21 protein-coding genes are annotated in these 24,674 nt (G+C 71.7%); 14 read left to right on the forward strand and 7 right to left on the reverse strand.

The window, feature by feature from the left end; all coding sequences use genetic code 11:
- Positions 1-37: 37 nt before the first annotated feature.
- From CFW40_RS21635 to CFW40_RS21645, 3 genes are all read left to right on the forward strand, one after another.
- Positions 38-1,627, forward strand: a complete 1,590-nt coding sequence (locus CFW40_RS21635) for an FAD-binding oxidoreductase (RefSeq protein WP_088799442.1) — start codon at positions 38-40, stop codon at positions 1,625-1,627.
- Positions 1,628-1,745: 118 nt separating this feature from the next.
- Positions 1,746-4,781 carry an FAD-binding and (Fe-S)-binding domain-containing protein gene (locus tag CFW40_RS21640; RefSeq protein ID WP_088799443.1) on the forward strand — a complete coding sequence of 1,012 codons (3,036 nt, stop codon included), beginning with the start codon at positions 1,746-1,748 and terminating at the stop codon, positions 4,779-4,781.
- A gap of 363 nt (positions 4,782-5,144) precedes the next feature.
- Positions 5,145-6,128 carry a LysR family transcriptional regulator gene (locus CFW40_RS21645; protein WP_088799444.1) on the forward strand — a complete coding sequence of 328 codons (984 nt, stop codon included), beginning with the start codon at positions 5,145-5,147 and terminating at the stop codon, positions 6,126-6,128.
- A 75-nt stretch (positions 6,129-6,203) separates the two neighbouring features.
- On the opposite strand, the gene CFW40_RS21650 is transcribed toward CFW40_RS21645, so the two are convergent.
- Positions 6,204-6,647, reverse strand: a complete 444-nt coding sequence (locus CFW40_RS21650) for a hypothetical protein (RefSeq protein ID WP_088799445.1) — start codon at positions 6,645-6,647, stop codon at positions 6,204-6,206.
- 1,217 nt (positions 6,648-7,864) lie between these two features.
- Entirely contained in the window at positions 7,865-8,329 is a 465-nt protein-coding gene (locus CFW40_RS21660; protein WP_256331345.1) for an ATP-binding protein, read from the reverse strand.
- Positions 8,330-8,537: 208 nt separating this feature from the next.
- Here CFW40_RS21660 and CFW40_RS21665 point away from each other — a divergent pair, with 208 nt between their 5' ends.
- Positions 8,538-9,416 (forward strand): helix-turn-helix transcriptional regulator, encoded by an 879-nt coding sequence (locus CFW40_RS21665; protein WP_088799448.1) that lies wholly within the window; start codon positions 8,538-8,540, stop codon positions 9,414-9,416.
- The gene (locus CFW40_RS21670; RefSeq protein ID WP_088799449.1) at positions 9,413-9,616 is read left to right on the forward strand and encodes a DUF397 domain-containing protein; all 204 of its coding nucleotides are present in this window, start codon (positions 9,413-9,415) and stop codon (positions 9,614-9,616) included. The genes CFW40_RS21665 and CFW40_RS21670 overlap by 4 nt, the downstream gene beginning before the upstream one ends.
- Positions 9,617-9,857: 241 nt before the next feature.
- Here CFW40_RS21670 and CFW40_RS21675 read toward each other — a convergent pair whose 3' ends face one another.
- From CFW40_RS21675 to CFW40_RS21685, 3 genes are all read right to left on the reverse strand, one after another.
- Positions 9,858-10,496: a DUF5753 domain-containing protein gene (locus CFW40_RS21675; protein WP_256331344.1), complete on the reverse strand. Its 639-nt coding sequence runs from the start codon at positions 10,494-10,496 to the stop codon at positions 9,858-9,860.
- Positions 10,497-10,575: 79 nt separating this feature from the next.
- Complete coding sequence (locus CFW40_RS21680) at positions 10,576-11,430, reverse strand: helix-turn-helix transcriptional regulator (protein WP_088799450.1); 855 nt, start codon at positions 11,428-11,430, stop codon at positions 10,576-10,578.
- A gap of 21 nt (positions 11,431-11,451) precedes the next feature.
- Positions 11,452-11,979: a DUF6879 family protein gene (locus tag CFW40_RS21685; RefSeq protein WP_088799451.1), complete on the reverse strand. Its 528-nt coding sequence runs from the start codon at positions 11,977-11,979 to the stop codon at positions 11,452-11,454.
- Positions 11,980-12,530: 551 nt separating this feature from the next.
- Here CFW40_RS21685 and CFW40_RS37200 point away from each other — a divergent pair.
- The gene (locus CFW40_RS37200) at positions 12,531-12,704 is read left to right on the forward strand and encodes a hypothetical protein (RefSeq protein ID WP_176956263.1); all 174 of its coding nucleotides are present in this window, start codon (positions 12,531-12,533) and stop codon (positions 12,702-12,704) included.
- Between the two features lie 434 nt (positions 12,705-13,138).
- Positions 13,139-13,546, forward strand: a complete 408-nt coding sequence (locus CFW40_RS21695) for a hypothetical protein (protein ID WP_088799453.1) — start codon at positions 13,139-13,141, stop codon at positions 13,544-13,546.
- An 83-nt stretch (positions 13,547-13,629) separates the two neighbouring features.
- Here CFW40_RS21695 and CFW40_RS21700 read toward each other — a convergent pair whose 3' ends face one another.
- Positions 13,630-14,247 carry a GPP34 family phosphoprotein gene (locus tag CFW40_RS21700; RefSeq protein WP_088802274.1) on the reverse strand — a complete coding sequence of 206 codons (618 nt, stop codon included), beginning with the start codon at positions 14,245-14,247 and terminating at the stop codon, positions 13,630-13,632.
- 132 nt (positions 14,248-14,379) lie between these two features.
- Positions 14,380-15,267: a LysR family transcriptional regulator gene (locus CFW40_RS21705; protein WP_088799454.1), complete on the reverse strand. Its 888-nt coding sequence runs from the start codon at positions 15,265-15,267 to the stop codon at positions 14,380-14,382.
- Positions 15,268-15,447: 180 nt separating this feature from the next.
- On the opposite strand from CFW40_RS21705, the gene CFW40_RS21710 reads away from it, so the two are divergent.
- The 7 genes from CFW40_RS21710 (at position 15,448) to CFW40_RS21740 (ending at position 24,641) form a co-directional block, all read left to right on the forward strand.
- Positions 15,448-16,347, forward strand: coding sequence for a DMT family transporter (locus tag CFW40_RS21710; protein WP_256331752.1), 900 nt, complete (start codon positions 15,448-15,450; stop codon positions 16,345-16,347).
- A gap of 104 nt (positions 16,348-16,451) precedes the next feature.
- The gene (locus CFW40_RS21715) at positions 16,452-17,378 is read left to right on the forward strand and encodes a DUF3626 domain-containing protein (RefSeq protein WP_088799455.1); all 927 of its coding nucleotides are present in this window, start codon (positions 16,452-16,454) and stop codon (positions 17,376-17,378) included.
- A gap of 7 nt (positions 17,379-17,385) precedes the next feature.
- Positions 17,386-18,066, forward strand: a complete 681-nt coding sequence (locus tag CFW40_RS21720; RefSeq protein WP_088799456.1) for a DUF5701 family protein — start codon at positions 17,386-17,388, stop codon at positions 18,064-18,066.
- Positions 18,067-18,435: 369 nt separating this feature from the next.
- Positions 18,436-19,263, forward strand: coding sequence for a TIGR03084 family metal-binding protein (locus CFW40_RS21725; protein WP_088799457.1), 828 nt, complete (start codon positions 18,436-18,438; stop codon positions 19,261-19,263).
- Positions 19,264-19,382: 119 nt separating this feature from the next.
- Entirely contained in the window at positions 19,383-21,068 is a 1,686-nt protein-coding gene (locus CFW40_RS21730; RefSeq protein ID WP_088802276.1) for an acyclic terpene utilization AtuA family protein, read from the forward strand.
- On the forward strand, positions 21,065-22,663 hold the full coding sequence (locus CFW40_RS21735; protein WP_088799458.1) for an acyl-CoA carboxylase subunit beta: 1,599 nt from the start codon (positions 21,065-21,067) through the stop codon (positions 22,661-22,663). Before CFW40_RS21730 ends, CFW40_RS21735 begins: the two co-directional genes overlap by 4 nt.
- Positions 22,664-22,670: 7 nt before the next feature.
- Positions 22,671-24,641, forward strand: a complete 1,971-nt coding sequence (locus CFW40_RS21740) for a biotin carboxylase N-terminal domain-containing protein (protein ID WP_088799459.1) — start codon at positions 22,671-22,673, stop codon at positions 24,639-24,641.
- Positions 24,642-24,674 lie beyond the last annotated feature (33 nt).

The following is a 24,674-nucleotide window of genomic DNA, read 5'->3' on the forward strand; positions in this document are numbered from 1 at the left end:
ACGGCGGGTGTCAAGTTATCGCGGCAGGGTGCGCGGCATGGAGATCAACGACCCCGCACGGACGCACCACGCCGCCCCCCACGCTGACGGCGACATCCACGGCCACGCCCACGCCGACGTCCAGGCCCACGCCAACGCTCACACACTCGACCCCGCCGCCCTCCCCGCCCTGGTCCGGGAGACCCGGGGCCCCGTCCTCGTCCCCGGTGACGACGGCTATGACGCCGAACGGTCCGGGTTCCAGCGGGCGTACCGGCACCGGCCCGCCGTGATCGTCGGCGCGGAGTGCGCCGGGGACGTCGTCGCCGCGGTGCGCTTCGCCCGCGCGCAGGGCCTGCCGGTCGCCGTCCAGGCCACCGGGCACGGGCTGTCCGCGGCCACCGACGGCGGGCTGCTGATCAGCACCCGGCGGATGACCGGGGTGCGGGTGGACGCGGCGGCCGGCACCGCGCGGGTCGAGGCGGGCGCCGTCTGGGGGCAGGTCGTCGAGGCGGCGGCCCCCTACGGGCTCGCGCCGCTCAACGGCTCCTCCCCGGGCGTCGGCGTCATCTCGTACACCCTCGGGGGCGGCGTCGGGGTGCTGGCCCGGACGTATGGCTTCGCCGCCGATCACGTGCGGTCCGTCGACCTGGTCACCGCCGACGCCCGGCTGCGGCACGTCACCGCAAAGACCGATCCCGGGCTGTTCCGGGCGCTGCTCGGCGGCGGCCACGGCCTGGGGGTGGTGACCGCGATGGAGTTCGGGCTGGTGCCGGTGGCGCGGCTGTACGGCGGGCAGCTGGTGTTCGGCGGCGAACAGATCGACGCGGCGCTGGCGGCGTATCTGGACTGGACCGCGACCGTCCCGGACGAGCTGACGTCGTCGCTCGCGCTGATCGCGTACCCGGACCTCCCGCAGCTGCCCGACGCGCTGCGCGGCCGCTACCTCGCGCATATCCGCATCGCCTATACGGGCAGCGCCGCGGAGGGCGAGCGGCTGGTGGCGCCGCTGCGGGCGGTGGGGCCGCGGGTGAGTGACGACCTGCGCGAGATGCCGTACGCCGAGTCGCACACCATTCACCGCGATCCGAGCGATCCACATGCCTACGACGGTGACAACGCGCTGCTCAGCGGCCTGGACGCGGCCGCGCTGCAGCGGGTGGCGGCGCTGACCGGACCGGCCGCCCCGGTCATGTGCGTGGTCCAGCTCAACCATCTCGGGGGCGCGATGGCGAAGCCGGGCGGGCCGGATGGGGCGGCCGGTTCCGTCGGCCACCGGGACGCCCGGTTCGCCCTGCGGCTGCTGTCGCCGCTGACCGAGCGGGCGGAGGAGAGCCCCGGCGCCCCCGATACGCGGTGCTCCGACGGACGGCCCGATGCCGCCCTCGCGACCGTACGGGGGCTGCACGCCGAGGCGCTGGCGGCCGTCGCGCCCTGGCGGCTCGGCCGGAGCGTGAACTTCCTCTTCGGCGGGCACGGGGAGCGGCCGGACGCCGAAGAGGTGGCGCGCAGTGTGCACGAGGCCGACGCGCACCGGCGGCTGGCCGGGCTCAAGGCCCGCCATGACCCGGCGAACGTCTTTCGTTTCCACCCGGCCGGGGCGCTTACGGCGGGCCGGACGCCGGTCGCCGCTTCCCTCTCCGGCTGAGGTCCGCGACGCGTCCCGCCCGCCGGCCGCGACTCACCTCTCCCGCCCGCCGCGACCCGCCCCGAGGATCGGCCCCGCCGACCGCCCATGAACCCGCTCCAGTGGGCAGGCTGGAGACATGGCTGATCGCACGGAGACGGAGAAGCGGAACCTGGAGAAGGAGTTGGCGGCCGCGGTGCGGGGGGAGGTCTCGTTCGCCGCGGCCGACCGGGCGCTGATGACGATGGACGCGTCCAATTACCGGCGGGTGCCCAGGGCGGTGGTCGCGCCCCGGGACGCCGAGGATGTCGCGGCGGCGCTGCGGGTGTGCCGGGAGCACGGGGTGCCGGTGGTGCCGCGCGGCGGCGGGACCAGTATCGCCGGGCAGGCGACCGGCGTCGGGGTGGTGCTGGACTTCACCCGCCACATGCGGCGCATCGTGTCGCTGGACCCCGCCGCCCGTACCGCCGTCGTCCAGCCCGGCGTCATTCTGGACGACCTGCGGGCGGCGGCCGGCGCGCACGGACTCACCTTCGGCCCCGACCCCTCCACCCACAGCCGCTGCACCCTCGGCGGCATGATCGGCAACAACTCCTGCGGCTCGCACTCGGTGGCCTGGGGCACCACCGCCGACAGCGTCCGCACACTGGAGCTGCTGACGTACGGCGGCGAGCAGGTACGGGCCGGGCGCGGCACGGACCGCACCGGCGCCCCCACCGGCCTCCCGCCGCGGCTGCGGGACGGGGTGAAAGCGCTGGTGGACGCCGAGTTGGCACTGCTCCGCACCGGCTACCCCGACCTCCCGCGCCGGATCTCCGGCTACGCCCTGGACGCGCTGCTGCCGGAAGCGGGCACCGACCTCGCCCGCGCCCTCACCGGCAGCGAGGGCACCCTCGGCGTGCTGACCGAGGCGACCGTACGGCTCGTGGAGACGCCGGCCGCGCGGGCCCTGGCCGTCCTCGGCTACCCGGACGAGAGCGCCGCCGCCGAGGCCGCGCACACCCTCCTCCCGCGCTCCGCACCCAGGGGCCTTGAACAGAGCGGAGGCGAAACGCAGTGGAGCCAGCCGATGACCGTCGAGGGGATGGCCGCCGACCTGGTGGGGAACGCGGCGGGGCTGCCCAAGGGCGGCGCCTGGCTGTTCGTGGAGATGGGCGGCGGGAGTCCCGGCGAGGCGGCGGCACGGGCCGAGGCGCTGTGCCGGGCGGCGGCCGCGGACGGCGCCACCGACCACACCCTCGTCACCGACCCGGCCGGCCAGCGTGCCCTGTGGCGGATCCGCGAGGACGCCTCCGGCACCGCCACCCGGCTGCCCGACGGCTCCGAAGCGTGGCCCGGCTGGGAGGACTGTGCCGTCCCGCCCGCCCGGCTCGGCCCGTATCTGCGGGACTTCCGCGCCCTGCTGGCCCAGCACGGCCTGCGCGGTACGCCCTACGGCCACTTCGGCGACGGCTGCATCCACATCCGCATCGACTTCGACCTGCTGACCGCCCCCGGCATCCGCCGCTTCCGGGAGTTCTCCTACGACCTGGGTGACCTGGTGGTGGCGCACGGCGGTTCGCTCTCCGGCGAGCACGGCGACGGCCAGGCGCGCGCCGAACTGCTCCCGAAGATGTACGGCCCGGAACTCGTCGGTGTCTTCGAGCGGTTCAAGTCGCTCTGGGACCCGGCCGCCGGGCTCAACCCCGGCATGCTGGTCCGTCCCGCCCGGCTCGACGAGAACCTGCGCTTCGAGCTGCTGCCCAAGCGCCCCGTCCCGGTCGAGTTCGGCTACCCGCACGACAACGGGGACTTCTCCGCGGCCGTACGGCGCTGCGTCGGCGTCGCCAAGTGCCGTAATGCCGCGACCGGTCCGGGCTCGACGGACGTGATGTGCCCGTCCTTCCGGGCCACGGGGGAGGAGCAGCACTCCACCCGCGGCCGGGCCCGGCTGCTGCACGAGATGCTGGCGGGCGAGGTGATCACGGACGGCTGGCGCTCGCCGGAGGTACGCGACGCCCTCGACCTGTGCCTGTCCTGCAAGGGCTGCCGCACCGACTGCCCCGTAGGGGTCGACATGGCCACCTACAAGGCGGAGTTCCTGCACCACCACTACGAGGGCCGGCTGCGCCCCGCCGCCCACTACTCCATGGGCCGCCTCCCGCAGTGGCTGCGCGCCGCGGCCCCCGCCGCCCCGGCCCTGAACGCCCTCGCCCGTACACCGCTGGCCGCCGTCGCCAAACGCCTCGGCGGAATCGCCCCCGAGCGCCCGATCCCCCGACTGGCCACGGAGACGTTCACCCGCTGGTGGTGGCGCCGCCGCGGGACGGTGGGCGGCGGAGGTTCGGAGCCGGGCAACCGGTCAGCTTCCGGGACCGTACCCGCGGCCCGGCCGCGCGCCGCACCTCCCGGCAGCCGCACGGTCATCCTCTGGCCCGACACCTTCACCAACCACCTCTCCCCGGAGGTCGGCCGGTCCGCCGTACGCGTCCTGGAGGCCGCCGGGCTGCGTCCCCTCCTGCCACCGACCGCGCCCCTGCGCCCGGCCGGAGCCCTTCCGCTGCCGCGCCGCCACCGCCCCCTGTGCTGCGGCCTGACCTATGTCTCCACCGGCCAGCTCGACCAGGCCCGTGCGGAGATGCGCCGCACGGTCGAGATCCTGAGCCCCCTCCTCCGTGACGGCCGCCCCCTGGTCGTCCTCGAACCCAGCTGCGCCGCCGCCCTCCGCACGGACCTCCCGGAACTGCTGCCCGACGACCCCCGGGCCGCCCGACTGGCCCGCTCCGTACGCACCTTCGCGCAGGCCCTGGAGGAGCTGGCCCCCGACTGGCAGCCCCCGCGCATCGACCGCCCCGTCGCCGGCCAGACCCACTGCCACCAGCACGCGGTCCTGGGCGACGCCGCCGACCGCCGCCTGCGGGAACGCGCGGGCCTCACTGGCCAGTTGACCGGCGGCTGCTGCGGCCTGGCCGGCAACTTCGGCTTCGAGAGCGGCCATTACGACGTCTCGGTGGCGTGCGCCGAGGACCAGCTGCTGCCCGCGGTAAGGGAAGCCCCCGAAGGGACGGAGGTCCTTGCGGACGGGTTCTCCTGCCGCACCCAGCTCGATCAGCTCGGCGACCGTCCGGGCCGCCATCTGGCGGAGGTGCTGGCGGAGGCTCTGGACGAGGCGGCGTCGGGGGAGGAGAGCACCTGAGGAGACGGTGAGTTGCCGGGGCCGGGACCGCGGTCCCGGCAACTACCGAGCGGACGGCTGCCGGACGGCGCGGAGCGGACGGCCGGTCGACGGCGCGGGGACGGAACGGAGCGGCTCTCCCCTGTCGAACCGCTCCGTCCGTCTCTCCTTCGGCGGGCCGGGCGGTCCGCCGCAACGGGTGGTCAGTTCCGTCAACGGTGTTGCGGGGGCGGGCGTTCCCCGTGCCCCGCCGACGGACGTTCGCCGGCCGCGCCGGCTCAGCGCCGGCCCCGATTCCGCAACCTCTCGATCCTGCGGCACCACGGCCGTCCGGCGGAACCCTGATCCTGATGAGGGTTCACGGCCGATTGATAACGTCCTTGCATGACGGAGCACGGTCAGGGCGCGGACGACCCGGGAGCACCCGGGCCCGCCGACACTCCGTGGACGGCCTCCCGGCAGGCCCCGAGTGTCCAGCAGCTGGAGTCCTTCCTGATCCTGGCGGAGGAGCTGCACTTCGGCCGGGCAGCGGCCCGGCTGTTTGTCACGCAGCCCGCGCTCAGCCGCCAACTGCGGTCGCTCGAAGAACGGCTGGACGTCATCCTGCTGCGGCGATCCCGGCGTCATGTCGAGATCACCCCGGCGGGAGCGGCGCTCTTGCCCAAGGCGCGCGCCGTGGTGGAAGCGATGGCCGGGCTCTGCCGGGCCGCCGGCTCCCACTCCCGGCAGATCGAGGGCCGGCTGGTGATCGGCTCCATCGGGGCCGAGGCCGCGATGCCGTACACCCGGGCCGTCCTCGACGAACTGCACGCCTGCCATCCGCGGCTGCGGACCAGCGTCCGCGGCCTCGATCTCGCGACCCACTTCGAGGCGCTGGAGCGCGGCGAGGTCGATGTGCTGTTCCTGCGCCCGCCGGTGCCGCCCGGCATCGAGACACTGACCATGGCCACCGAACCCCGGGTGGCATGCCTCCCGGCCGACGACCCCCTGGCCGGCCGGGACGAGGTGACGCTGACCGAACTGTCCGGGCGCCCCGTCGTGGACGTCCCGCCCGAATGCCCCCGGATGTGGTGGCGTTTCTGGGCGGCCGACCCACGTCCGGACGGCTCTCCCGTGCGGTACGGGCCGGTGGTTCCCGATATGGAGGCGCTGCTGCTCGCCGTCTCCCGGGGCCAGGCCATGGCCTTCCTCCCCGCCGCCGCCCGCGGTTTCTTCCCCCGGCCCGGCATCAGCTACGTCGCGGTGCCGGACCTGCCCCCGGGCACCGCGGCCCTGGCCTGGGCGGCAAGGAACCGCACCCTGCCCACGGTCGCCGCCATCCGCCGCGCCGCCGCGACGGTACTGCGGAACGCGCCGGCGGATCCGTGAGGGCGGATCCGTGGGGGCGGATCCGTGAGGGCGGTGCCGTGAGGGCGGTGCCGTGAAGAGTGGCGTGGGCTCCCGCTACCGGACGGCGAACGCCGACCGCATCCGCCTGCCGTTCACGATCACGACGACACCGAGCAAGAGCACGCCGCACACGCCCTGTTCGGCCTTCAGCCACACCGGGAAGGCACCGGGCAGCGCGACGATGACCGCGATGGCCAGCAGCATGATGCCGGACGCCAGCCGCAGCCGCAGATAGGACCGACTGTGACCACGGCCCGTCCGCACCGCGAAGGACACCATGAGCAGGGAGGTCGCGACGACGATGGACGCGCGCACCCACACGGCGTCGGTCACCAGGTCGGGGTGGTGGCGCAGCAGGATGATGGCGAGAAGCGTGAGCCCGCTGAGTAAGGCGTAGCCGCCGACGAGCAGCTTGGCGCCGCGCAGCGCCCGCCGGAGGGGCGGTGGGCGCCAGTCTCCGCCGGTCGGCTCGACGGCGTGCGGCATCGGGGTGTTCATGCTGATCCTCTCTGATCCGGGTGCAGGGCTGCCTATGGCCGGGCGCACGGCTCACGACGGGCCTTGCGTTCCCGGCGCGTGCCGCGCGGGCGGCCGGTTCCATGGTCGTCCCCGCCCACCGCCGCTTCCTCGTTCCCGTGGACGAGACGCGGCCCCGGCCGTCCTCAGGGGCTTCCCGGGGCCGTCCCGTAATGGCATCCTCGATGGCTCTGAATGGAGGCCTGGCCGGAGACCTGGACGGAGACCTGGACGGCAGTCCGGATGAGCTCGTCTCGACGGCATCGCCGCCCGCGCGAACGGCCCCGCCGCGCGGCCCTGATCCTGACCCAGGATCGTGATCCAGCACGGGGCGTGGCGACCCCGATCGTTTACGGGAACCCTCCCGCCGGTGCCAGACGCGCCCCGAACCCCACAGCCTGACCGCCTCGGCACGGACAAGGTGTGCCCGGCGGCGCCCCGTCGACGAGGGGCAGGAAGAGGACCGGACTGACCGTCCATTCCACCCACGCCCCGCCGCAGTTGAGCGCAAGCCCGCACGGCCAGCCCCGCTGGAGTGCGGCCATGGCCCCTACCTGCCCCGACCTGCCCAACTCGCCCATCACCCGCTGTCGTTCGTCGCCGGGCAGCAGTCCGGCAGCCACCTCCCGCGCATCCGCGCCCAGCAGCCGGACCGCACGTACCGGGCTGTGCGTGGCGCGGGCCGTCCAGGAAGCGAGGCGATCCGCATGGACGGACCGATACACGAACCGCTCGCACCAGAAGCCGGGTGTGAGCAGAACTGATGCCGCCCCGCGCGTCATGCTGCCTCCCGGACACGCGGGACCTGAGGGGAGGCTTCGGTAGGGCCTGGGCACACGAGGTTTGAAGGGAGGCTGAGGTACGGGCGTGGGCGTCCGGTCGCGCCACGAATGTGCAGGTGCACCCGTCCGCGTCAACTTCCCTGAACATGAAAGGAATCCCGGCCACCAGGCCGTCCCGCGCCCACCGGTACCCGACCGCATCCTCCAGCCAGGCATGCACCACACCGTCGTACGGCGCGCCTAACTGCTGCGCCACATGCCCCGCCCGCATCCGGACCCAGCCCAGCGCCCGGCCCGGCGAGTGCGACGTCCAGCAGCCGAGGCCGATCGAGCGACCGCCCGGATAGCGGGCCGTGGCCTCCGCCCGGTAGGTCATGGGCCTCGGGAGCGTCAGAGGCCGAGCGGTGCCGGTGACCCTCACCGTGCCGCCGGGGCGTCGCATGCGGCCAACCCGGCCAACCCGGCCAACTCGGCCCACACGGTCTTTCCGGTGCCGTCCCGGTCGACGCCCCAGCCACTTGCCAAGGCGTCCACCAGCACCAAACCACGCCCACATTCCTCGTCCTCCTTGGCCTCGCCCCTCACGGGCAGTTCGTCGCTCGCGTCCCGCACTTCAAGCCGGAGGCGACCGTCCGCCCATGCGAACCGGATGCCGACCTCCGCGACGCCGGGCGCCTGTGCCCGCACGGCATTGGTGACCAGCTCGGACAACAACAGCTCTGCGGAGTCGGCCAGTTCGCCACCGATGCGCCAGACCCGAAGCTGGTGGCGGAGCGCTGCGCGGGCACGGGCGGCACTTCTGTCATCGCTGGGTAACAGGTGGGCCACCGCCGCCGGGACGGGTGTGAGTCGTGTTGCTGCTGGTCGGGCGCGTGTGGACATAGGTATCCCCTTGGAGCGCATGACGGAGACTCGTTGCTACACAACGCAGTTGACTGAGCGCTTTGCGCAACGACTCTCAACGTAGGGGAGTGTTCGGCGGCTGCGCAAGCAGGACTATTGCAAATTTGCGGTGACTCTGTGTGCGGGCTCGGATTAGCCTGGCGTCACCCAAGGCGGCAAACTGGGGCGGCCGTTGAAAGGAGGGGCCATGCCCGCAGGTGGGAAGGCGACGGTGCGAAGCCGCAGGCTCGGAACCGCTCTGAAACGTCACCGGGAAGCGGCCGGCCTCGATCAGGCCGATGGCGCTGAGGCGATCATGAAGTCCGTGTCCAAGATCAGTCGTCTGGAGAGCGGGCAGACGTCCGCCTCAGCCTTGGAGGTCCGCACACTGCTGGATCGCTACGAGGTGGAAGACACCGAGGAGCGGGGCCGGTTGTTGGAGTGGGCCCGCAAGAGCAATGAGCGCGGCTGGTGGATCGATTTTCAGGAGATGGTCCGGCCGGGCTACGCGGACCACATCACGCTTGAGAACGATGCGACGTATATCCGCTCCTGGTCCCCCACGCGGATTCCAGGTCTGTTGCAGACCCCGGACTACACAGAAGCTGTCGTCACCACAGGGCCCAAATTCATTCCACCTGAGCGGGTTGTGGAGTTGGTGAGGCTGCGGAAGGAGCGACAGCGCAGGATCGAGGAAGGCGGCACCCACTTCACGGCGATCATCTGGGAACCGGCTGTTACTGCGCTGGCCTGTGAGCGCCATTTGCGCACTGGCCAATTGAAGCATCTCCTTGAGGTGAGCCAGCGGCAGAACGTCACACTTCAGCTCCTGCCGATGGCCGAAAGCTTGATCGCTGGAATGTCGGGTGCCTTCGTGGCCTTCTCGTTCGGCGTGGAAGCGAACGTGGAAGCCGTGACGCTGGAGAATCCGGCGAACACCAATGTCGTGGAGGCTCCTGAGGATCTGGCCCTCTACGTCAATGTCTTCGATCAGCTACGCTCGGCGGCATTGTCGCCTGATGAGACCACCGAGCGTATCCGGCAGTTCCTTGACGGCGGACCGAAAGTGCAGGGAGAGGGATCGTGAAGCCTGAGATCGTCAGTGCGTTTCGCAAGTCGTCCTACTCGGGCCAAGAGGGGGACTGTGTAGAGGTGGCCCACACTGCTGACCTGGAGCGCGTCGTGCGCGACAGCAAATACCCAGCCGGCCCTTGCCTCGCCTTCGGGATGCACGCGTGGGCCTCGTTCATGGCAACGTTGCAGGGCGACGACGCAGCGGCTGCCTGAGACCACGTTTCCCAGCTCTGCGGCAGTGAGGTCCCCCGGAACCAGGTGTTGGGGGCTCGGGCCGGGGTGACCTTCGCACGTCTCGCAGGTCACTGCCATACATGACAGCCAAGGAACCTGATCGGCCCCTTGGCTGCTCTTCACTGCGACTGCCTGGGCCTCCTTCGTGGAGATGTCGAAGGCCGATGATTCGGCACCTTGAGGCGCTGCGGCATCAGCCGCAGCGCCCGAGGATCGGACATCAGGCTGAAGAGATGGATCGCCGGGCCCTGTTGATGATGTTCTGGGCCTGGGTGCCGTAGACAGCGGACTCCCGAAGCGTGTTCCAGATCTTCAGGTACGTGGCGATGGTATCCGCATCTTCCAGCCATAGTTCCGCGTGCCAGTCCTCGGCGACCGCCACCCGATTGTCCAGGATGATGAAGGAATTGGCCGGCGGGATCTTCAAAGGTGCGTGAAAAGGCACTACTCCCAGCTCTACCGAATCCACGTCCATGACGCCGGCGAGATGGTCGAGCTGGGCGGCGAGCACAGTGGGCGGACAGATCAGGGCGTGCAGTGCTGCCTCCCACATAAGGATGCGGAACTTGCGGCCCGGTTGATAGAGCATCTCCTGACGCTTGAGCCTAGCGTGGACAGCCTCGTCAGTATCCCGAGGGGAGTTCCGCATCTCCGCGTAGCGGATGAAGATATGCCGTGCATAGTCGGCCGTTTGAAGCATGCCGTCGATGATGGATTCTTCCCATGCGTGTACCACCCTGGTCTGCTCGATTGTGGCGCACCAGTTCTCTTGTACCGGGCGGTGGCCCGAGGACAGTTGACTTTGCCAGGGTCGGATCTGGGCTTCGAATGCCTTGAGCTTCTGTTGCTCTGTGGTCACTGGTTGACTCCCCATCGTGTGGCTGCGGTCATCCGTACCGCGATCAAGTGAAGGTTGATGGCGTGAGTGCACTGCGGATTCAGGTCAACGTTTCGAGCGCCTTCAGAATGAGTGTCCGCGCCTCGGCGCCGTACGCGGCCATGCTGCGCAATTGCTCAAAGGCTTTGAGGTACAGAGAGATCTCGGAGTGCTGCGTGACCCGTACCCGTGCTGATACCAACTCGACCGATACCAGAGTGTCGTCGTATATGTGGAAAGTCTCGCGTGGTCCCAGCACACGGTCGTGGGTTGTCATGGGAATGATGCCGAGTGACACGGACGGCAAGGAACCAGCGGTAAGTATGGAGCCGAGTTGGCCGGCCATCGTGTCTGCGTCTCCGACGCGGTAATGGAGCGCTGCCTCTTCCATGAGCAGTACGAATCGGTGCCCCGGCTCGTGGATGATGTGGGAGCGCTCAACCTGTGGCTGGGCGGCTTCGGCGCTGTCGTCGACGGACAGTCCCCGGAATTCGGCAGCCCTCCGCAGCACCGCGGCCGCGTAGCCCTCGGTTTGTAGGAGGCCGGGAACAAGGGTTGAGGAGTAGACGCGGAACAGCGTGGTCTCACGGAAGAATCGCACGGAGCGGTTCTGCAATTGTTTGAGGCCGTCGCGCACCTGGTGGCGCCATTCGGTGTACATGGACTCGGCGTGCAGCGACAGCGTGATCATTCCGGCCGCCTCGTCCTTTGCACCACAAGCGTCGCACCAGAGTCTGATGTCGTTGGGGGAAGGCGCAGTGCGGGCGTTCTCGATGCGGGATGTTTTGGCATGATGCCATCCACACCGACCGGCCAGCTCGGTGACCGTCAACCCTGCCCCTTTTCGAAGATCGCGCAGCCGCACGGCAACTGCTTCGCGTGCGGCCTGCGCGGACGAGGAAGGAGAGGCGGTCATGAGGGAGCGAGGTGTCTTTTGCTAGCGGATTTCGTACTGCTCATGCGGAACAGCGCGTGCCCACACAGCCTCGAAAGCTTCCGAGCAGAGCTTCGCCGTGGCCGGGTCGTCGGCGATCTCCGGGCCTCTCGAGGAGCCATTACCGGCGAAGTGGTTCCACCGGATCAGTCGGCCGTCGAAGAGCCAGAAGTCGTTTCCCGGTAGAGCGATGTCGGAGGCGCGTCGACGAGGCAGCCATCGAACCTGCTCTCCGGCAGCGAGATTGACGGTGGTTCCGGCGTGCTCAAACCGAATGTAGTCGGAGGCCGGCTCGGAAATGATGCGTGCCCGCCGGACGATGACCCCACGGGCGACGGCCCGCGAGACCAGGTCGACCCAGGGTGCCCAGTGAGCCGAGTGGCGGTCGATGTCCCGCTGACCGGTGCGCTGCCAGGTGGTGAAGTCATTGGCTTCGCCGCTGACTCCATACGCGTCACGCATTTCGAGGTGCACCGCTGAATGCTCAGCGCCCTCCAACATGCTGCTAAAGCTTGGCACGTTCTGCGGCATCGCACGCCTCCCTCAGGATCGGCACCAGTCGCGCGGGGACACGGATGACCGACTCGTGGTCAGGGATGAGCTGGGCGTGCCCAGGTGCATTGTGCTGCGCACACCGGGCTCGCGTGGCGTCATCCGCCGTGTAGCTCTGAATCACGATGTCGGCGTTCTCTAGATCCACCCAGGCGGTCGGGGACTCATCGATGTCTGAGTTCGGGTCGACTCCGATGAACTGTAGATGCACGTCAACCTCCAGTGAAGGGGTGAGCAGGGGGCCGCAGCGGCCGCCTCGTGGCCGGTGTCGATGATGTAGGGCCCAAATGACTCTTTGGCTTCGTCTCCGCGATGTGCGCTGATGTGCACCACAATTACGGAGAGAGACGGCTCGGATCAAGCTGAAAAGCAGCCAACTCGCCTGAAAGTTGGGCTCTCTGCACATCGATGCACATTGTTGGCGACGGCGCACCCGACGCCTCTAGCGTCGCCATCCTGCGTAGCCCCGTCCCGTTGGGATGGAATCGGCCGCTGCGCTCGGTCCGACGACGCCCGATGGAGGCATCTGCATGGCTATCTCCGGATCCCGCCCCGCGTCCGCGGCACCGTCTGTCATGCAGGAGTGCAAGGCCTGTCAGGACCTGGAGCGCGGCCGCAAGCAGGCCGCAGCGGCGCGGGATCGCAGCAAGGTGACCGACTTCGACGTCCTCATCGAACGCCACCGCGCGAGGCACCAGCAGTAGCCGCGAAGAGGAAACGGGTCGCGGCTCCGGGTGGCCCGATGGCCGACGTGATTGCTGGACCGGCGCTTCGTCAGACCCACGGCCGCCTTACGAAAACTCCCGCCCCGGCCGCCATTCCCTGGCAGGACACGGCCGGAGCGGGCGGGCCCACGAGGGGCCCTCGCAAGGGCACGACGGCGCGCGGACCGACCGCGCGGCGACTTTGCACCCGAGGAGAGCACCATGCGATACCGCCTCGATCCGGTCAAGTACGGCGGCGATGAGGACGACAACCAGGGCGGCAACCCCAACGGAGGCTGCGGCGACGGCGAAGGCTGCGGCCGCCAGTAGCCCGTGGACCCGGCGGCCCTCGTCCCGTAACCGGGGCGTGGGCCGCCCGTTCGGATCAGTGCAGGCAAGACCGTGCAAGCAAGGCGTTCGCAGTAGGGAGAGAGATGCCTGGACCCCACCACCACGCCTATGTCTGGCTCGGCAGTGGCGACGTGCTCGTGAAGCCGGGCGACGCTCACCGGCGCCCGGACCACCCGGAGTTCCGCTCCGCCCAGGTGATGCCGCTGGAGTGCGCGGACTGGCTGCTGAAGCCGGCCTCCCGGATCGAGGCGACGTTCGACGAACCGAAGGAGGGGGCCGACTGGTATGCGGGGCAACTCGCGCAGTATGCCGACGTCTTCGTCGGCTCGTATCCGGGGGAGCCGTCGCACGAGGAAACCGTGCGGGCGCTGTCCGCCGGTGAGGACCGGGTCGGCGGGTGGTGGGTGACCGGTGGTCGTTTCCTGTCGCTCAACCTGATCGCGTGCAGTCCGCATCGGGTGCGAACGGATTACGCATGCCCGGGGCGGTAGGCGGTGGGCAGTAGGCGGGAGACGGCAGGAAGTGGGCGGGTGGTGCGGCAGGCCGGACGCGGCGTTCGTGCGCGGCCCGGCCGTCATCCGCCCGGGCCTCGCCAGATGTTGCTGAAGGCCTCTTCGTCGATGGCTCGCCGTTGGCGTTCGAATTCCAGCTCGTTCACCGCGTCGGTGACGGTGGCGAGCACGGTCTCCACCGCTTCGTCAGCCACGTTCGCGGGCTCTTCCGCCGGCTCGTCGCGGAGCCTGAGGGCCGCCGCAAGGGCCGCGAGGACGGGCTCGCCCGCGGTCCAGCGGGCCGCCGCCGCGCGGCGGGCGGGCGAATCGGCCAGTGTCAGTTCGCCGCCGGACCGGAAGGGGAGCCAGCGCTTGCGGGGCTGCCGGGTGAGCTGACCTTCCGACTCAAAGGCGGACAGGTAGGCCGTGGACAGGCCCCGGCCTCTGCGCCACAGCCAGTCGTCGACCGACTCGTACGGCGGTTGCTGGTCGAGTGACGACGCGGCCTCGTCCATGAGGCGGTCGGCCACGGACGGCCGGTAGCCCGGCACGATGCGGTCGCCGTCCAGGCTGACGGCCTGCGCCTCCAGGAGGTCGATCAGCTCGGCGCCCGCGAGCGCGAGCGACAGATTGCCGCGCTCCACCGTGCGACTGGATTCCATGTCCATGGTGACGAACAACAGGTCCCGCGGTGTGGTCATGAAGGACTCCACGTCAGGGCATCAGGAGCATGGATGGGACGTTCCGCCGGCCGGTGAGCGTTTCCTCCGGCTCCTTACGAGCTTATGGAGCGAAGGCGGTGGCTGCATCCCACGGGGGATACGGGACGGTTCCTATCCGCCGGTGCGCGGTGGCGCCCCGCCCGCCGCCCTCCCCATGACCTCGTGGGCCAGTCTGACCAGGTCCGGGATCCGCGGGTGTCCCGGGCCGTCGCGCCAGGCGATGACCACCGGGACGGGCGGGGCGTCGGTCAGCGGGACGTACGCCATGGACGGGTGGGGGTGCATGTCGGCGGTGGCGGAGGTGGTGACGCCCACGGCGCGGCCGCCGGTGATGGCGGCCAGCCAGTCGTCGGTGTTGCCGATGGTGATCGTGGAGGCGGGGCGGGCTGCTGCGGGCCACAGGTCGAGCGTGGTGGTGCCGGAGACGGTGTTGAGGGCGATGGTGCGGTCCGTCAGCTCGGTGAGGGAGAGGGCGGTGCGGTGGGCCAGCGGGTCGTCGGCGGGGAGCCCGGCGACCCGGGGCTCGGTGGTGAGCTGGTCGGTGATCAGACCGGGGGCGCGGACCTCGCCGCGCAGCAGGGCCGCGTCCACATCGCCGCGGGCGAGACCGGCCGTGCGGTCGTCGATGCGGAGGAGTTCGAGCGGGGTCGCCGGGTGCTCCTCGTGCCAGCGGCGCAGCAGCGCGGTGGTGTCCGTACCGGCGGCCGACCAGGCGTGGCCCAGGCGCAGCGGCCAGGCGGTGTGCGGTGCGTGGCCGAGTGCCCGGTCGAAGGCGGTGACCGCGATCGCGGCCTGGTCGCGGAAGGAGAGGCCGTCGGGGGTGAGCGCGAGGTGGTGGGTGGTGCGGTCGACGAGCCGGAGGCCCAGCTCCGCTTCCAGCTGGCGCAGGGTGCGGGAGACGGCCGGCTGGGTCAGGTGCAGGCGCTCGGCGGCACGGGTGATGCTCAGGGTGTCGGCGATGGCCAGAAAGCAGCGGAAATGACGCAGCTCGATGCTCATGCGTGGGGAGCATAACAACAGGGGAAAAGGCATTTCACGGACCGGAAGAAGGCCCCGTAGCGTGGTGGCGTGAATGCATCGTCCGAGAGCCCCGATGGCCGTCTCCCCGCCGCTCCCGTCCACACCGTGTCCGCCGGCGACGACGGGGGGATTCCGCACCCCGTGCCGCCCTCGCCCGAGGTGCTGACGGCGGAGGCCCAGGCCGGGACCGTCGGGACCGCCGGGGCGTCGGGTGCCCGCGGGCGGCTCGTGTCGGTGGCGCTGGTCATCGGCGGGATCGTCTCGCTGCAGTTCGGCTCGTCGGTGGCGGTGCTGCTCTTCCCGCGGGCCGGTGCGCTGGGCGTGGTCACCCTGCGGCTGGTCGTCGCCTCGCTGGTGCTGCTGGCCGTCTGCCGTCCCAAGGTGCGCGGCCACTCGCGGGGCGACTGGGCCACGGTGCTCGCCTTCGGCGTCGCACTGGCCGGGATGAACTCGCTCTTTTACCAGGCCATCGACCGCATCCCGCTGGGAGCCGCGGTCACCCTGGAGTTCCTTGGGCCGCTGATCCTGTCGGTGGCGACCTCCCGCCGGCTGCTCAGCCTGGTGTGGGCGGCGCTGGCTCTCGGTGGCGTGGTGCTGCTGGGACGCGAGGGCTTCGACGGACTCAACCTCACCGGCGCGGCGTTCGCGCTGGCGGCCGGTGGCCTGTGGGCCGCCTACATCCTGCTGTCCGCCCGTACGGGGCAGCGCTTCCCGCAGGCGGACGGGCTGGCGCTGGCGATGACCGTCGCGGCGCTGCTCAGCCTGCCGTTCGGCATCGTCAGCGCGGGTGCCGCCCTGCTGAACCCGGTCACGCTGGGGCTGGGCGCCGCCGTCGCCCTGATGTCGTCCGTCATGCCCTACACCCTGGAACTCCTCGCCCTGCGCAAGCTCCCGGCCTCCGGCTTCGCCGTGATGATGAGCCTGGAGCCGGCCGCCGCGGCCACCGCCGGGTTCCTCGTCCTGCACCAGTCGCTGGGCTGGGCCGAGGTGCTGGCGATCGGGCTGGTCGTGGTCGCGAGTGTGGGGGCGGTACGGAGCGCGGGGGCGGGGTCCCAGTGAGCGTGTGCGCCGGCCCCCGCTGAGCGGGGGGGGCGGCGCGCCCTCAGGAACGAGGGTGCGGAATCCTGTGTGCGCGGGTTGGTCAGCTCGGGGACACTCCGGGCATGAGCTTCGACGCCATCCAGACACCGCAGGAGCGGGCTCTTGGCCATGTGGCCGGGCTGTCGTCCGGTCCGCCGGTAGATCCGGTGCTGCGGGTGACCCTCAACTTTCATCCGGACCGTCTGACGCGCGGCAAGCCGATCCTTGACTCCCTGGCTGAGTGCGGTGCCTATGTCTCACAGTTCGTCACCGGAACGAGCAACGGCGGCCTGACCGCCCACCCCGGTGGGGACCGGTGGCGGTGGGAGAGCCGGATCTTCAACGGCGCCTACGACAACGCCGCGGCCGGCGAGCGGCCCGCCTATGGGGCGTTGAACTTCGGCCGGAATCCCGTCGGCGCGGCGCCGCGCTTCGGCTCCTCCCACTTCCGGCTTACCGCCCGGACGCTGGAGCGGACGACGTTCTGCTATCCGGACAGCTGCCTGGAGCCCTCGGACTTCGGTACCGCAGCGCGCATGGGGCTCATCGAGCGGGCCCTGGCCGACCATCGGGACGCCCTCGACGACTGCATCGAAGCGCAGGTGCACGGACCGGTACGCCTCGATCGCGACGTCGAGGCCCTGGTCCTGGACCGCTGCTACCGAGGCACGGCCGTCGAGGACGCTGCAGGTCGGCTTCCGTGCCCCGTGGAATGGCACTCCGGCTTCCGGCTCACGGTCGAAGAGCTTCGCCGGCATCCCGCCTACCGGGGCCAGGAGGTCATCGACCTGGGCGCGCAGATCGCCGTCGGTGACGTGCTCAATCCGCGCCTCGTGGGAGACGCCGCCAGGACCGGTCGTCATGACCCGCAGGCGGTCAAGAAGGTGTGGCACTACCTGGCGCGGTTCGGCGCACCCCGGCAGGTGATCAACGAGGCGGAGCACCGGGAGCGGGAACGTTCTGGCGGGGTCGTTTCGTTGGTCCCGGGCCCATCCCCGCTGCTTTCCTAGGAGCATCGTGCCCGAAACCACGCCCGTTTCCTCCACCGCTCTCCCCGTGTTCCCGGCCCTGAGCGCACAGGCCGAGCGCCTCATCGAGCTGGGGGTGCACGAGGTGGCAGGGCTGTCCACCGCCGATCTTCGGGCCTTCACCCAGGCCGCTGAATGCCGTGCGAGCGACGGGGCGGCCCTGCTCGCCGTCCACCCGGCTCAGGCCCCTGCCTCTGTCCTCGCGCCGTTGCTCCGCCGTGACGGCAAGCCGGGCTTCGTCGTCAGTGACATGCCCGACGTCGACCTCTTCGCCTCGCTCGACACGGTCGCGCTGCCCGATGCCCCGCTCTACCTCCTCACCGGCCTCGACCGCGGCGACCAGCTGGCCAACTGGAGTCCGGACGAGGCGCTGCCCGCCCTCACGGCGAAGGCCCGCACCCCGTTGCTGCTCACCGAGGGCATCCACTGGGTGCTGCAGCAGCCCGCGGTCCTGGAGCGCAACCACTGCTTCATGACCATCGGGTCCCGGCTGCGCAAAGCCAACGGCGCGCTGGACGCCCGCACGCCGGCGATCTGGATCAGTAACGGCACGGGGCGGGACGGCCGCGAGCGCCGCAACGCCCCCAAGGTGGGCTGGTGCTGGGCGGGCAACCGGCACACCTGGCTGGGCTTCGCCTCCGCAGCGGGCCGCCGGGGCCAGGACCTGTGAAGCCGCCGGGGTCCGGACCGGTAAGCCGCCGGGTCCAGAACCTGTAAGGAGCCGTGATCAGGCGGGGTGGATGCTGCGGAGCCAGCTGATCGGTCCGTGCAGCGGAAGCCCCGCCGGGTAGCGGTCCGGTGTCTTGTCGTGGCGGGTGGCCAGGCCGCGCCATGCCGTGGCTCGAAGGTATCGATGGATCAGAAAATCATGCAGGCGTGCTTGATTGTTTCTGTCGGCGCTGCCACGCTCGGAGCGCACCGCACCCGCACCACACCGCACCCGCACCACACCGACGGGCCGCCGCCCTGCGCCGCGGCCGTCGTCGCATGCCAACACGCCCTGCCGTTACGGCAGTCGCGTCGATGAGGGGAGTGTCGCGTGTCCGATCCCGGCGCCGTACTGGCCGATCTCAGGGCGGAGAGCGAGGAGTTGGACGCACTGGTCGCCGGGCTGCCGGCGGCGCGCTGGGCGGTCCCGACGCCCGCCGAGGGGTGGACCGTCGCCCATCAGATCGCTCATCTCGCCTGGACCGACCGGCAGGCCCTGCTCTCGGCCACCGACCCGGAGGGGTTCGCGCGGGCCGCGCGGGAGGCGCTGGCGTCGCCGCTGACCTTTGTCGACGAGGCTGCCGAGGAGGGGGCGAAGGTGCCGCCCGCCGAGTTGCTGGCCGGCTGGCGCGACGGCCGCGAAGAGCTGCTGCGGGCGCTCGCCGCCCGTCCGGCGGGCGAGAAGCTGCCCTGGTACGGCCCGCCGATGAGCGTCGCCTCGATGGCCACCGCCCGGCTGATGGAGACCTGGGCGCACGGCCAGGACGTGGCCGACGCGCTGGGGGCCGGCTGCCGGCCCACCGCCCGGCTGCGGCATATCGCCCGGATCGGGGTGCGGACCCGTGACTTCGCCTATGCGACGCATCAACTCACCCCGCCCGACGAGGAGTTCCGGGTCGAGCTGCGGGGGCCGGACGGCGCGGTATGGGAGTACGGCCCCGCGGACGCCGGGCAGCGGGTGACCGGGGACGCGCTGGAGTTCTGCCTGCTGGTGACCCAACGGGCGCACCGTGCCGATCTGCCGTCCCTGCGGGCCGAAGGGGCGGACGCGGAACGGTGGCTGGGGATCGCCCAGGCCTTCGCGGGCCCGCCGGGCAAGGGCCGGGAGCCGTCCGGGAAGGCCAGCCGGGAGCCGTCCGGGAAGGGCGGCACCCCGTGAGCGACGCCACCCCCACACACGGCACGCCCCCCACGGCCAACACCCCGCCCTCCACCGCAACCACCCCGCCCCCGGCATCGCCCCCCTCCCCCCTCGGCGTCGACCCCGCCACCCTCCGTATCGGCAACGCCTCCGGTTTCTACGGCGACCGCTTCGATGCGCTGCGCGAGATGCTGACCGGCGGCCCCCTGGACGTCCTGACCGGCGACTATCTCGCCGAGCTGACCATGCTGATCCTCGGCCGGGACCGTCTGAAGGACCCCGCGCGCGGCTACGCCAAGACCTTCCTGCGGCAGTTGGAGGACGGGCTCGGGCTGGCCGTCGAGCGCGGGGTGCGGATCGTCGCCAACGCGGGCGGGCTGAACCCGGCCGGACTCGCCGACGCCGTACGGAAGTTGGCGGACAAGGTCGGGGTGTCCGTCAGCGTGGCGCATGTGGAGGGCGATGATCTGCTGGCACGCGGGGGGTGGGGCGAAGGGGTGCTGACCGCCAACGCCTACCTGGGCGGCGGAGGGATCGCGGCGTGTCTGCGGGCCGGTGCGGATGTGGTGGTGACCGGGCGGGTCACCGATGCCGCGCTGGTCAGCGGCGCGGCCCAGGCGCACTTCGGCTGGCGGCCCGGGGATTGGGACCAGCTGGCCGGGGCGGTGGCCGCCGGGCACGTCCTCGAATGCGGCGCCCAGGCCACCGGCGGCAACTACTCCTTCTTCGGCGCCCATGACCTGCTGCGGCCCGGCTTCCCGCTGGCCGAGATCGCCGCCGACGGCAGCGCGGTGATCACCAAGCACCCGGGGACCGGCGGCGCGGTCACCACCGGCACGGTCACCGCCCAACTGCTGTACGAGACGTCCGGTGCCCGCTATGCCGGGCCCGATGTGACGGCGCGGCTGGACACCGTGCGGCTCGTGGAGGAGGGGCCGGACCGGGTCCGGATCAGCGGGGTGCGCGGCGAGGCGCCGCCGCCGGCCCTCAAGACCGGGCTGACCCGCCTCGGCGGCTGGCGCAACGAGGTCACCTTCGTCCTGACCGGGCTGGATGTGACGGCCAAGGCCGTGCTGGTGCGCCGGCAGATGGAGGCGGCCTTCGACGCGGCGGGCAACCGGCCGGCCGAGGTGCGCTGGACGCTGGCCCGCACCGACCACGCGGACGCCGAGGTCCAGGAGGAGGCGAGCGCGCTGCTGCGGCTGGTGGTGCGGGACGCCGACCAGGACGCGGTGGGACGGGTGGTCAGCGGCGCCGCGGTCGAGCTGGCGCTGGCCAGCTACCCCGGCTTCCACGTCACCGCGCCGCCCGGCAGGGGAACCCCGTACGGGGTCTTCGAGGCGGTGTCGGTGGACGCGGCCGGGGTGCCGCAGGTGGCCGTACTGGCGGACGGCACCCGGGTCGCCATCCCACCCGCATCCGCCACATCCGCCACCCGGGAGCTGGAAAGGCTGCCCGATCCGGAGCTTCCCGAGCCGCTGCCCGCCGGGGCCACCCGGCGCGGGCCCCTCGGCCTGGTCGCCGGTGCCCGCAGCGGCGACAAGGGCGGCTCGGCGAACGTCGGGGTGTGGGTCCGTACCGACCGGGCCTGGCGCTGGCTGGCACATGAGCTGACCGTCGAGCGCTTCCGGCAGCTGCTGCCGGAGGCCGCCGAGCTGCCGGTCGACCGGCACGTACTGCCGAATCTGCGCGCACTCAACTTCGTCGTCCACGGGCTGCTCGGCGAGGGCGTCGCGGCCCAGGCCCGGTTCGACCCGCAGGCCAAGGCCGTGGGGGAGTGGCTGCGCGCGCGACACATGGACATACCGGAGGTGTTGTTTTGACCGTGCTCGCAACCGGGCTTGACACGGCGGGCGCCGAGTACGCGGAGCGCCGGGAGACGATGCTCGCCAAGCTCGCCGAGGTCGAGGCCGAACACGCCAAGGCGACCGCGGGCGGCGGGGAGAAGTACGTCGCCCGGCACCGGGGGCGCGGCAAGCTGCTCGCCCGGGAGCGGATCGAGCTGCTGCTCGACCCCGATACCCCGTTCCTGGAGCTGTCGCCGCTCGCGGCCTGGGGCAGCGACTATCAGGTCGGGGCCTCGCTGGTCACCGGCATCGGCACCGTCGCCGGTGTGGAGTGCCTGATCACCGCCAACGACCCGACGGTGCGCGGCGGCGCCAGCAACCCCTGGTCGCTGAAGAAGGCGCTGCGGGCCCATGAGATCGCCTTCGCCAACCGGCTGCCGGTGATCTCGCTGGTCGAATCCGGCGGCGCCGATCTGCCCAGCCAGAAGGAGATCTTCATCCCGGGCGGGGCGCTGTTCCGCGACCTCACCCGGCTGTCGGCGGCCGGCATCCCCACCGTCGCCGTGGTCTTCGGCAACTCGACCGCCGGCGGTGCCTACGTCCCCGGCATGTCCGACCACGTGATCATGGTCAAGGAGCGGGCGAAGGTGTTCCTCGGCGGGCCGCCGCTGGTGAAGATGGCGACCGGCGAGGAGAGCGACGACGAGTCGCTGGGCGGCGCCGAGATGCACGCCCGCACCTCCGGGCTCGCGGACTACTTCGCGGTGGACGAGCCGGACGCGCTCCGCCAGGCCCGGCGGGTGGTCACCCGCCTCAACCGGCGCAAACCGCAGCCCGATCCGGGGCCCGCGGCGCCCCCCGCGTACGACGAGGAAGAGCTGCTGGGCCTCGTCCCCGGCGACCTCAAGGCACCCTTCGACCCCCGCGAGGTCATCGCCCGGATCGTCGACGGCTCGGACTTCGACGAGTTCAAACCGCTCTACGGGCCGAGCCTGGCGACCGGCTGGGCCGAGCTGCACGGCTACCCGGTCGGCATCCTCGCCAACGCCCAGGGCGTGCTCTTCAGCGCGGAGTCCCAGAAGGCCGCCCAGTTCATCCAGCTGGCCAACCAGCGCGACATCCCCCTCCTCTTCCTCCACAACACCACCGGCTACATGGTCGGCAAGGAGTACGAGCAGGGCGGCATCATCAAACACGGCGCGATGATGATCAACGCGGTGTCGAACTCGAAGGTCCCGCATCTGTCCGTCCTCATGGGCGCCTCGTACGGCGCCGGGCACTACGGCATGTGCGGCCGCGCCTTCGACCCCCGGTTCCTGTTCGCCTGGCCGAGCGCCAAGTCCGCCGTCATGGGGCCGCAGCAACTGGCCGGGGTGCTCTCGATCGTCGCCCGCGCCTCGGCCGCGGCCAAGGGGCAGCCCTACGACGACGAGGCGGACGCCGGGCTGCGCGCCATGGTCGAGCAGCAGATCGAGTCGGAGTCGCTGCCGATGTTCCTGTCGGGGCGGCTCTACGACGACGGTGTCATCGACCCGCGCGACACCCGGACCGTCCTCGGCCTGTGTCTGTCCGCCCTCCACAACGCGCCGGTCGAGGGCGCGCGGGGCGGCTTCGGCGTCTTCCGGATGTGAGGCAGAAGTGATCCGTTCCCTCCTTGTCGCCAACCGCGGCGAAATAGCCCGGCGGGTCTTCCGCACCTGCCGTGAACTGGGCGTCTCCACCGTCGCCGTGCACTCGGACGCGGACGCGGACGCCCCGCACGTCCGCGAGGCGGACACCGCCGTACGGCTACCGGGCGAGGCCCCGGCCGACACCTATCTGCGGGGCGATCTGCTGGTGCGGGCCGCGCGGTCCGCGGGCGCCGACGCGGTCCACCCCGGTTACGGCTTCCTCTCCGAGAACGCCGCCTTCGCCGCCGCGGTGACCGAAGCGGGCCTGGCCTGGATCGGGCCGCCACCCGCCGCCATCGAAGCCATGGCGTCCAAGACGCGGGCCAAGGAGCTGATGGCCGGGGCCGGGGTGCCGCTGCTCGCCCCCCTTGACCCCGCGGCGGCCACCGAGGCCGATCTGCCGCTGCTGGTGAAGGCGGCGGCGGGCGGCGGCGGCCGAGGAATGCGTCTGGTCACCGAACTCGGCGCCCTGGACGAAGAGTTGACGGCGGCGAAGGGCGAGGCGGCGGCGGCGTTCGGCGACGGGGAGGTGTTCGTCGAGCCCTATGTCGTGGGCGGCCGCCATGTCGAGGTGCAGATCCTCGCCGACGCGCACGGCACGGTCTGGACGCTCGGCACCCGCGACTGCTCCCTCCAGCGCCGCCACCAGAAGGTCATCGAGGAGGCCCCGGCCCCCGGACTCTCCGACGAGCTGCGCACCACCCTCCATCAAGCGGCGGAACAGGCCGCCCGCGCCATCGGCTACCGGGGCGCGGGCACCGTGGAGTTCCTGGTCTCGGCGGACGGACGCGCGTACTTCCTGGAGATGAACACCCGCCTCCAGGTCGAACACCCGGTCACCGAGGCCGTCCACGGCCTCGATCTCGTCGCCCTCCAGCTGAGCATCGCCGAGGGCCACCCCCTGGACGCCGAACCGCCGCGCCCGCACGGACACGCCGTGGAGGCGCGGCTGTACGCGGAGGACCCGGCGGCCGGCTGGCAGCCGCAGACCGGCACCCTGCACCGCCTGGAGCTGCCCGACGGCGTCCGCCTGGACTCCGGGGTGACCGACGGCGACACCATCGGCGTCCACTACGACCCGATGCTCGCCAAGGTCATCGCCTGGGCACCCACCCGGGACGCGGCCGTACGGAAACTCGCCGGCGCCCTGGAGCGGGCCCGTATCCACGGCCCGGTCACCAACCGTGACCTGCTCGTACGCTCCCTGCGCCACCCGGAGTTCACCCACCCCGCGGCGCTGGACACCGGCTTCTACGACCGCAACCTCCCCGCACTGACCGAGCCCGCCGACGCCGGGGCCGGTCTCTTCGCGCTCGCCGCGGCACTCGCCGACGCCCACGGCCGCTCCCGCTTCGGGGGCTTCCGCAACGTCCCCTCCGGCCCGCAGACCAAGACCTACACCTGCGCGGGCACCGGCACCGCGTACGAGATCCGCTACCGGCTGGGCCGCGACGGGCTGTCGGCCGAGGACTTCCCCGGCGTCCGGCTGCTCGCCCTCGGGCCGGACGAGGTGGTGCTCGAAGCCGACGGCCTGCGCCGGCCGTTCACGGTCGCCCGCTACGGCGACCGGGTCCACGTCGACGCGCCCCCCGCCCCCGGCGCGCCCGCCACCGCGCCCGCCTCCTACGCCTTCACCGCCCTGCCCCGCTTCCCCGACCCCACGGCCCGTACGGAGCCCGGCTCGCTGCTGGCGCCGATGCCCGGCACGGTCGTACGGATCGCGGAAGGCCTCACCGAGGGCGACCGGGTCGAGACGGGCCAACCCCTTCTCTGGCTGGAGGCGATGAAGATGGAACACAAGATCACCGCCCCGGCCGCCGGCACCCTCTCCGCGCTGCCCGTCCGCACCGGACAACAGGTGGAGGTCGGGGCCCTGCTGGCCGTGGTGGCCGAGACGGCCGAGGCATCCGAGACGGCCGAGGCGACCGAGACGGGCTGACCCACCGCACCGCACCTCACCGCACGTCACCGC

Origin of the sequence: Streptomyces sp. 2114.4 (assembly GCF_900187385.1) — a bacterium.
Lineage (GTDB): Bacteria > Actinomycetota > Actinomycetes > Streptomycetales > Streptomycetaceae > Streptomyces > Streptomyces mooreae.

Bases quoted from the DNA above. Each gene is read 5' to 3' on its own strand.
- CFW40_RS21695 (WP_088799453.1), top strand. From the start codon at position 13,139: ATGCCTGGACCCCACCACCACGCCTATGTCTGGCTCGGCAGTGGCGAC.
- CFW40_RS21715 (WP_088799455.1), top strand. From the start codon at position 16,452: ATGAGCTTCGACGCCATCCAGACACCGCAGGAGCGGGCTCTTGGCCAT.
- CFW40_RS21640 (WP_088799443.1), top strand. From the start codon at position 1,746: ATGGCTGATCGCACGGAGACGGAGAAGCGGAACCTGGAGAAGGAGTTG.
- CFW40_RS21650 (WP_088799445.1), bottom strand. From the start codon at position 6,647: ATGAACACCCCGATGCCGCACGCCGTCGAGCCGACCGGCGGAGACTGG.
- CFW40_RS21635 (WP_088799442.1), top strand. From the start codon at position 38: ATGGAGATCAACGACCCCGCACGGACGCACCACGCCGCCCCCCACGCT.
- CFW40_RS21685 (WP_088799451.1), bottom strand. From the start codon at position 11,979: ATGCCGCAGAACGTGCCAAGCTTTAGCAGCATGTTGGAGGGCGCTGAG.
- CFW40_RS21645 (WP_088799444.1), top strand. From the start codon at position 5,145: ATGACGGAGCACGGTCAGGGCGCGGACGACCCGGGAGCACCCGGGCCC.
- CFW40_RS21660 (WP_256331345.1), bottom strand. From the start codon at position 8,329: ATGTCCACACGCGCCCGACCAGCAGCAACACGACTCACACCCGTCCCG.
- CFW40_RS21680 (WP_088799450.1), bottom strand. From the start codon at position 11,430: ATGACCGCCTCTCCTTCCTCGTCCGCGCAGGCCGCACGCGAAGCAGTT.
- CFW40_RS21700 (WP_088802274.1), bottom strand. From the start codon at position 14,247: ATGACCACACCGCGGGACCTGTTGTTCGTCACCATGGACATGGAATCC.
- CFW40_RS37200 (WP_176956263.1), top strand. From the start codon at position 12,531: ATGGCTATCTCCGGATCCCGCCCCGCGTCCGCGGCACCGTCTGTCATG.
- CFW40_RS21665 (WP_088799448.1), top strand. From the start codon at position 8,538: ATGCCCGCAGGTGGGAAGGCGACGGTGCGAAGCCGCAGGCTCGGAACC.
- CFW40_RS21705 (WP_088799454.1), bottom strand. From the start codon at position 15,267: ATGAGCATCGAGCTGCGTCATTTCCGCTGCTTTCTGGCCATCGCCGAC.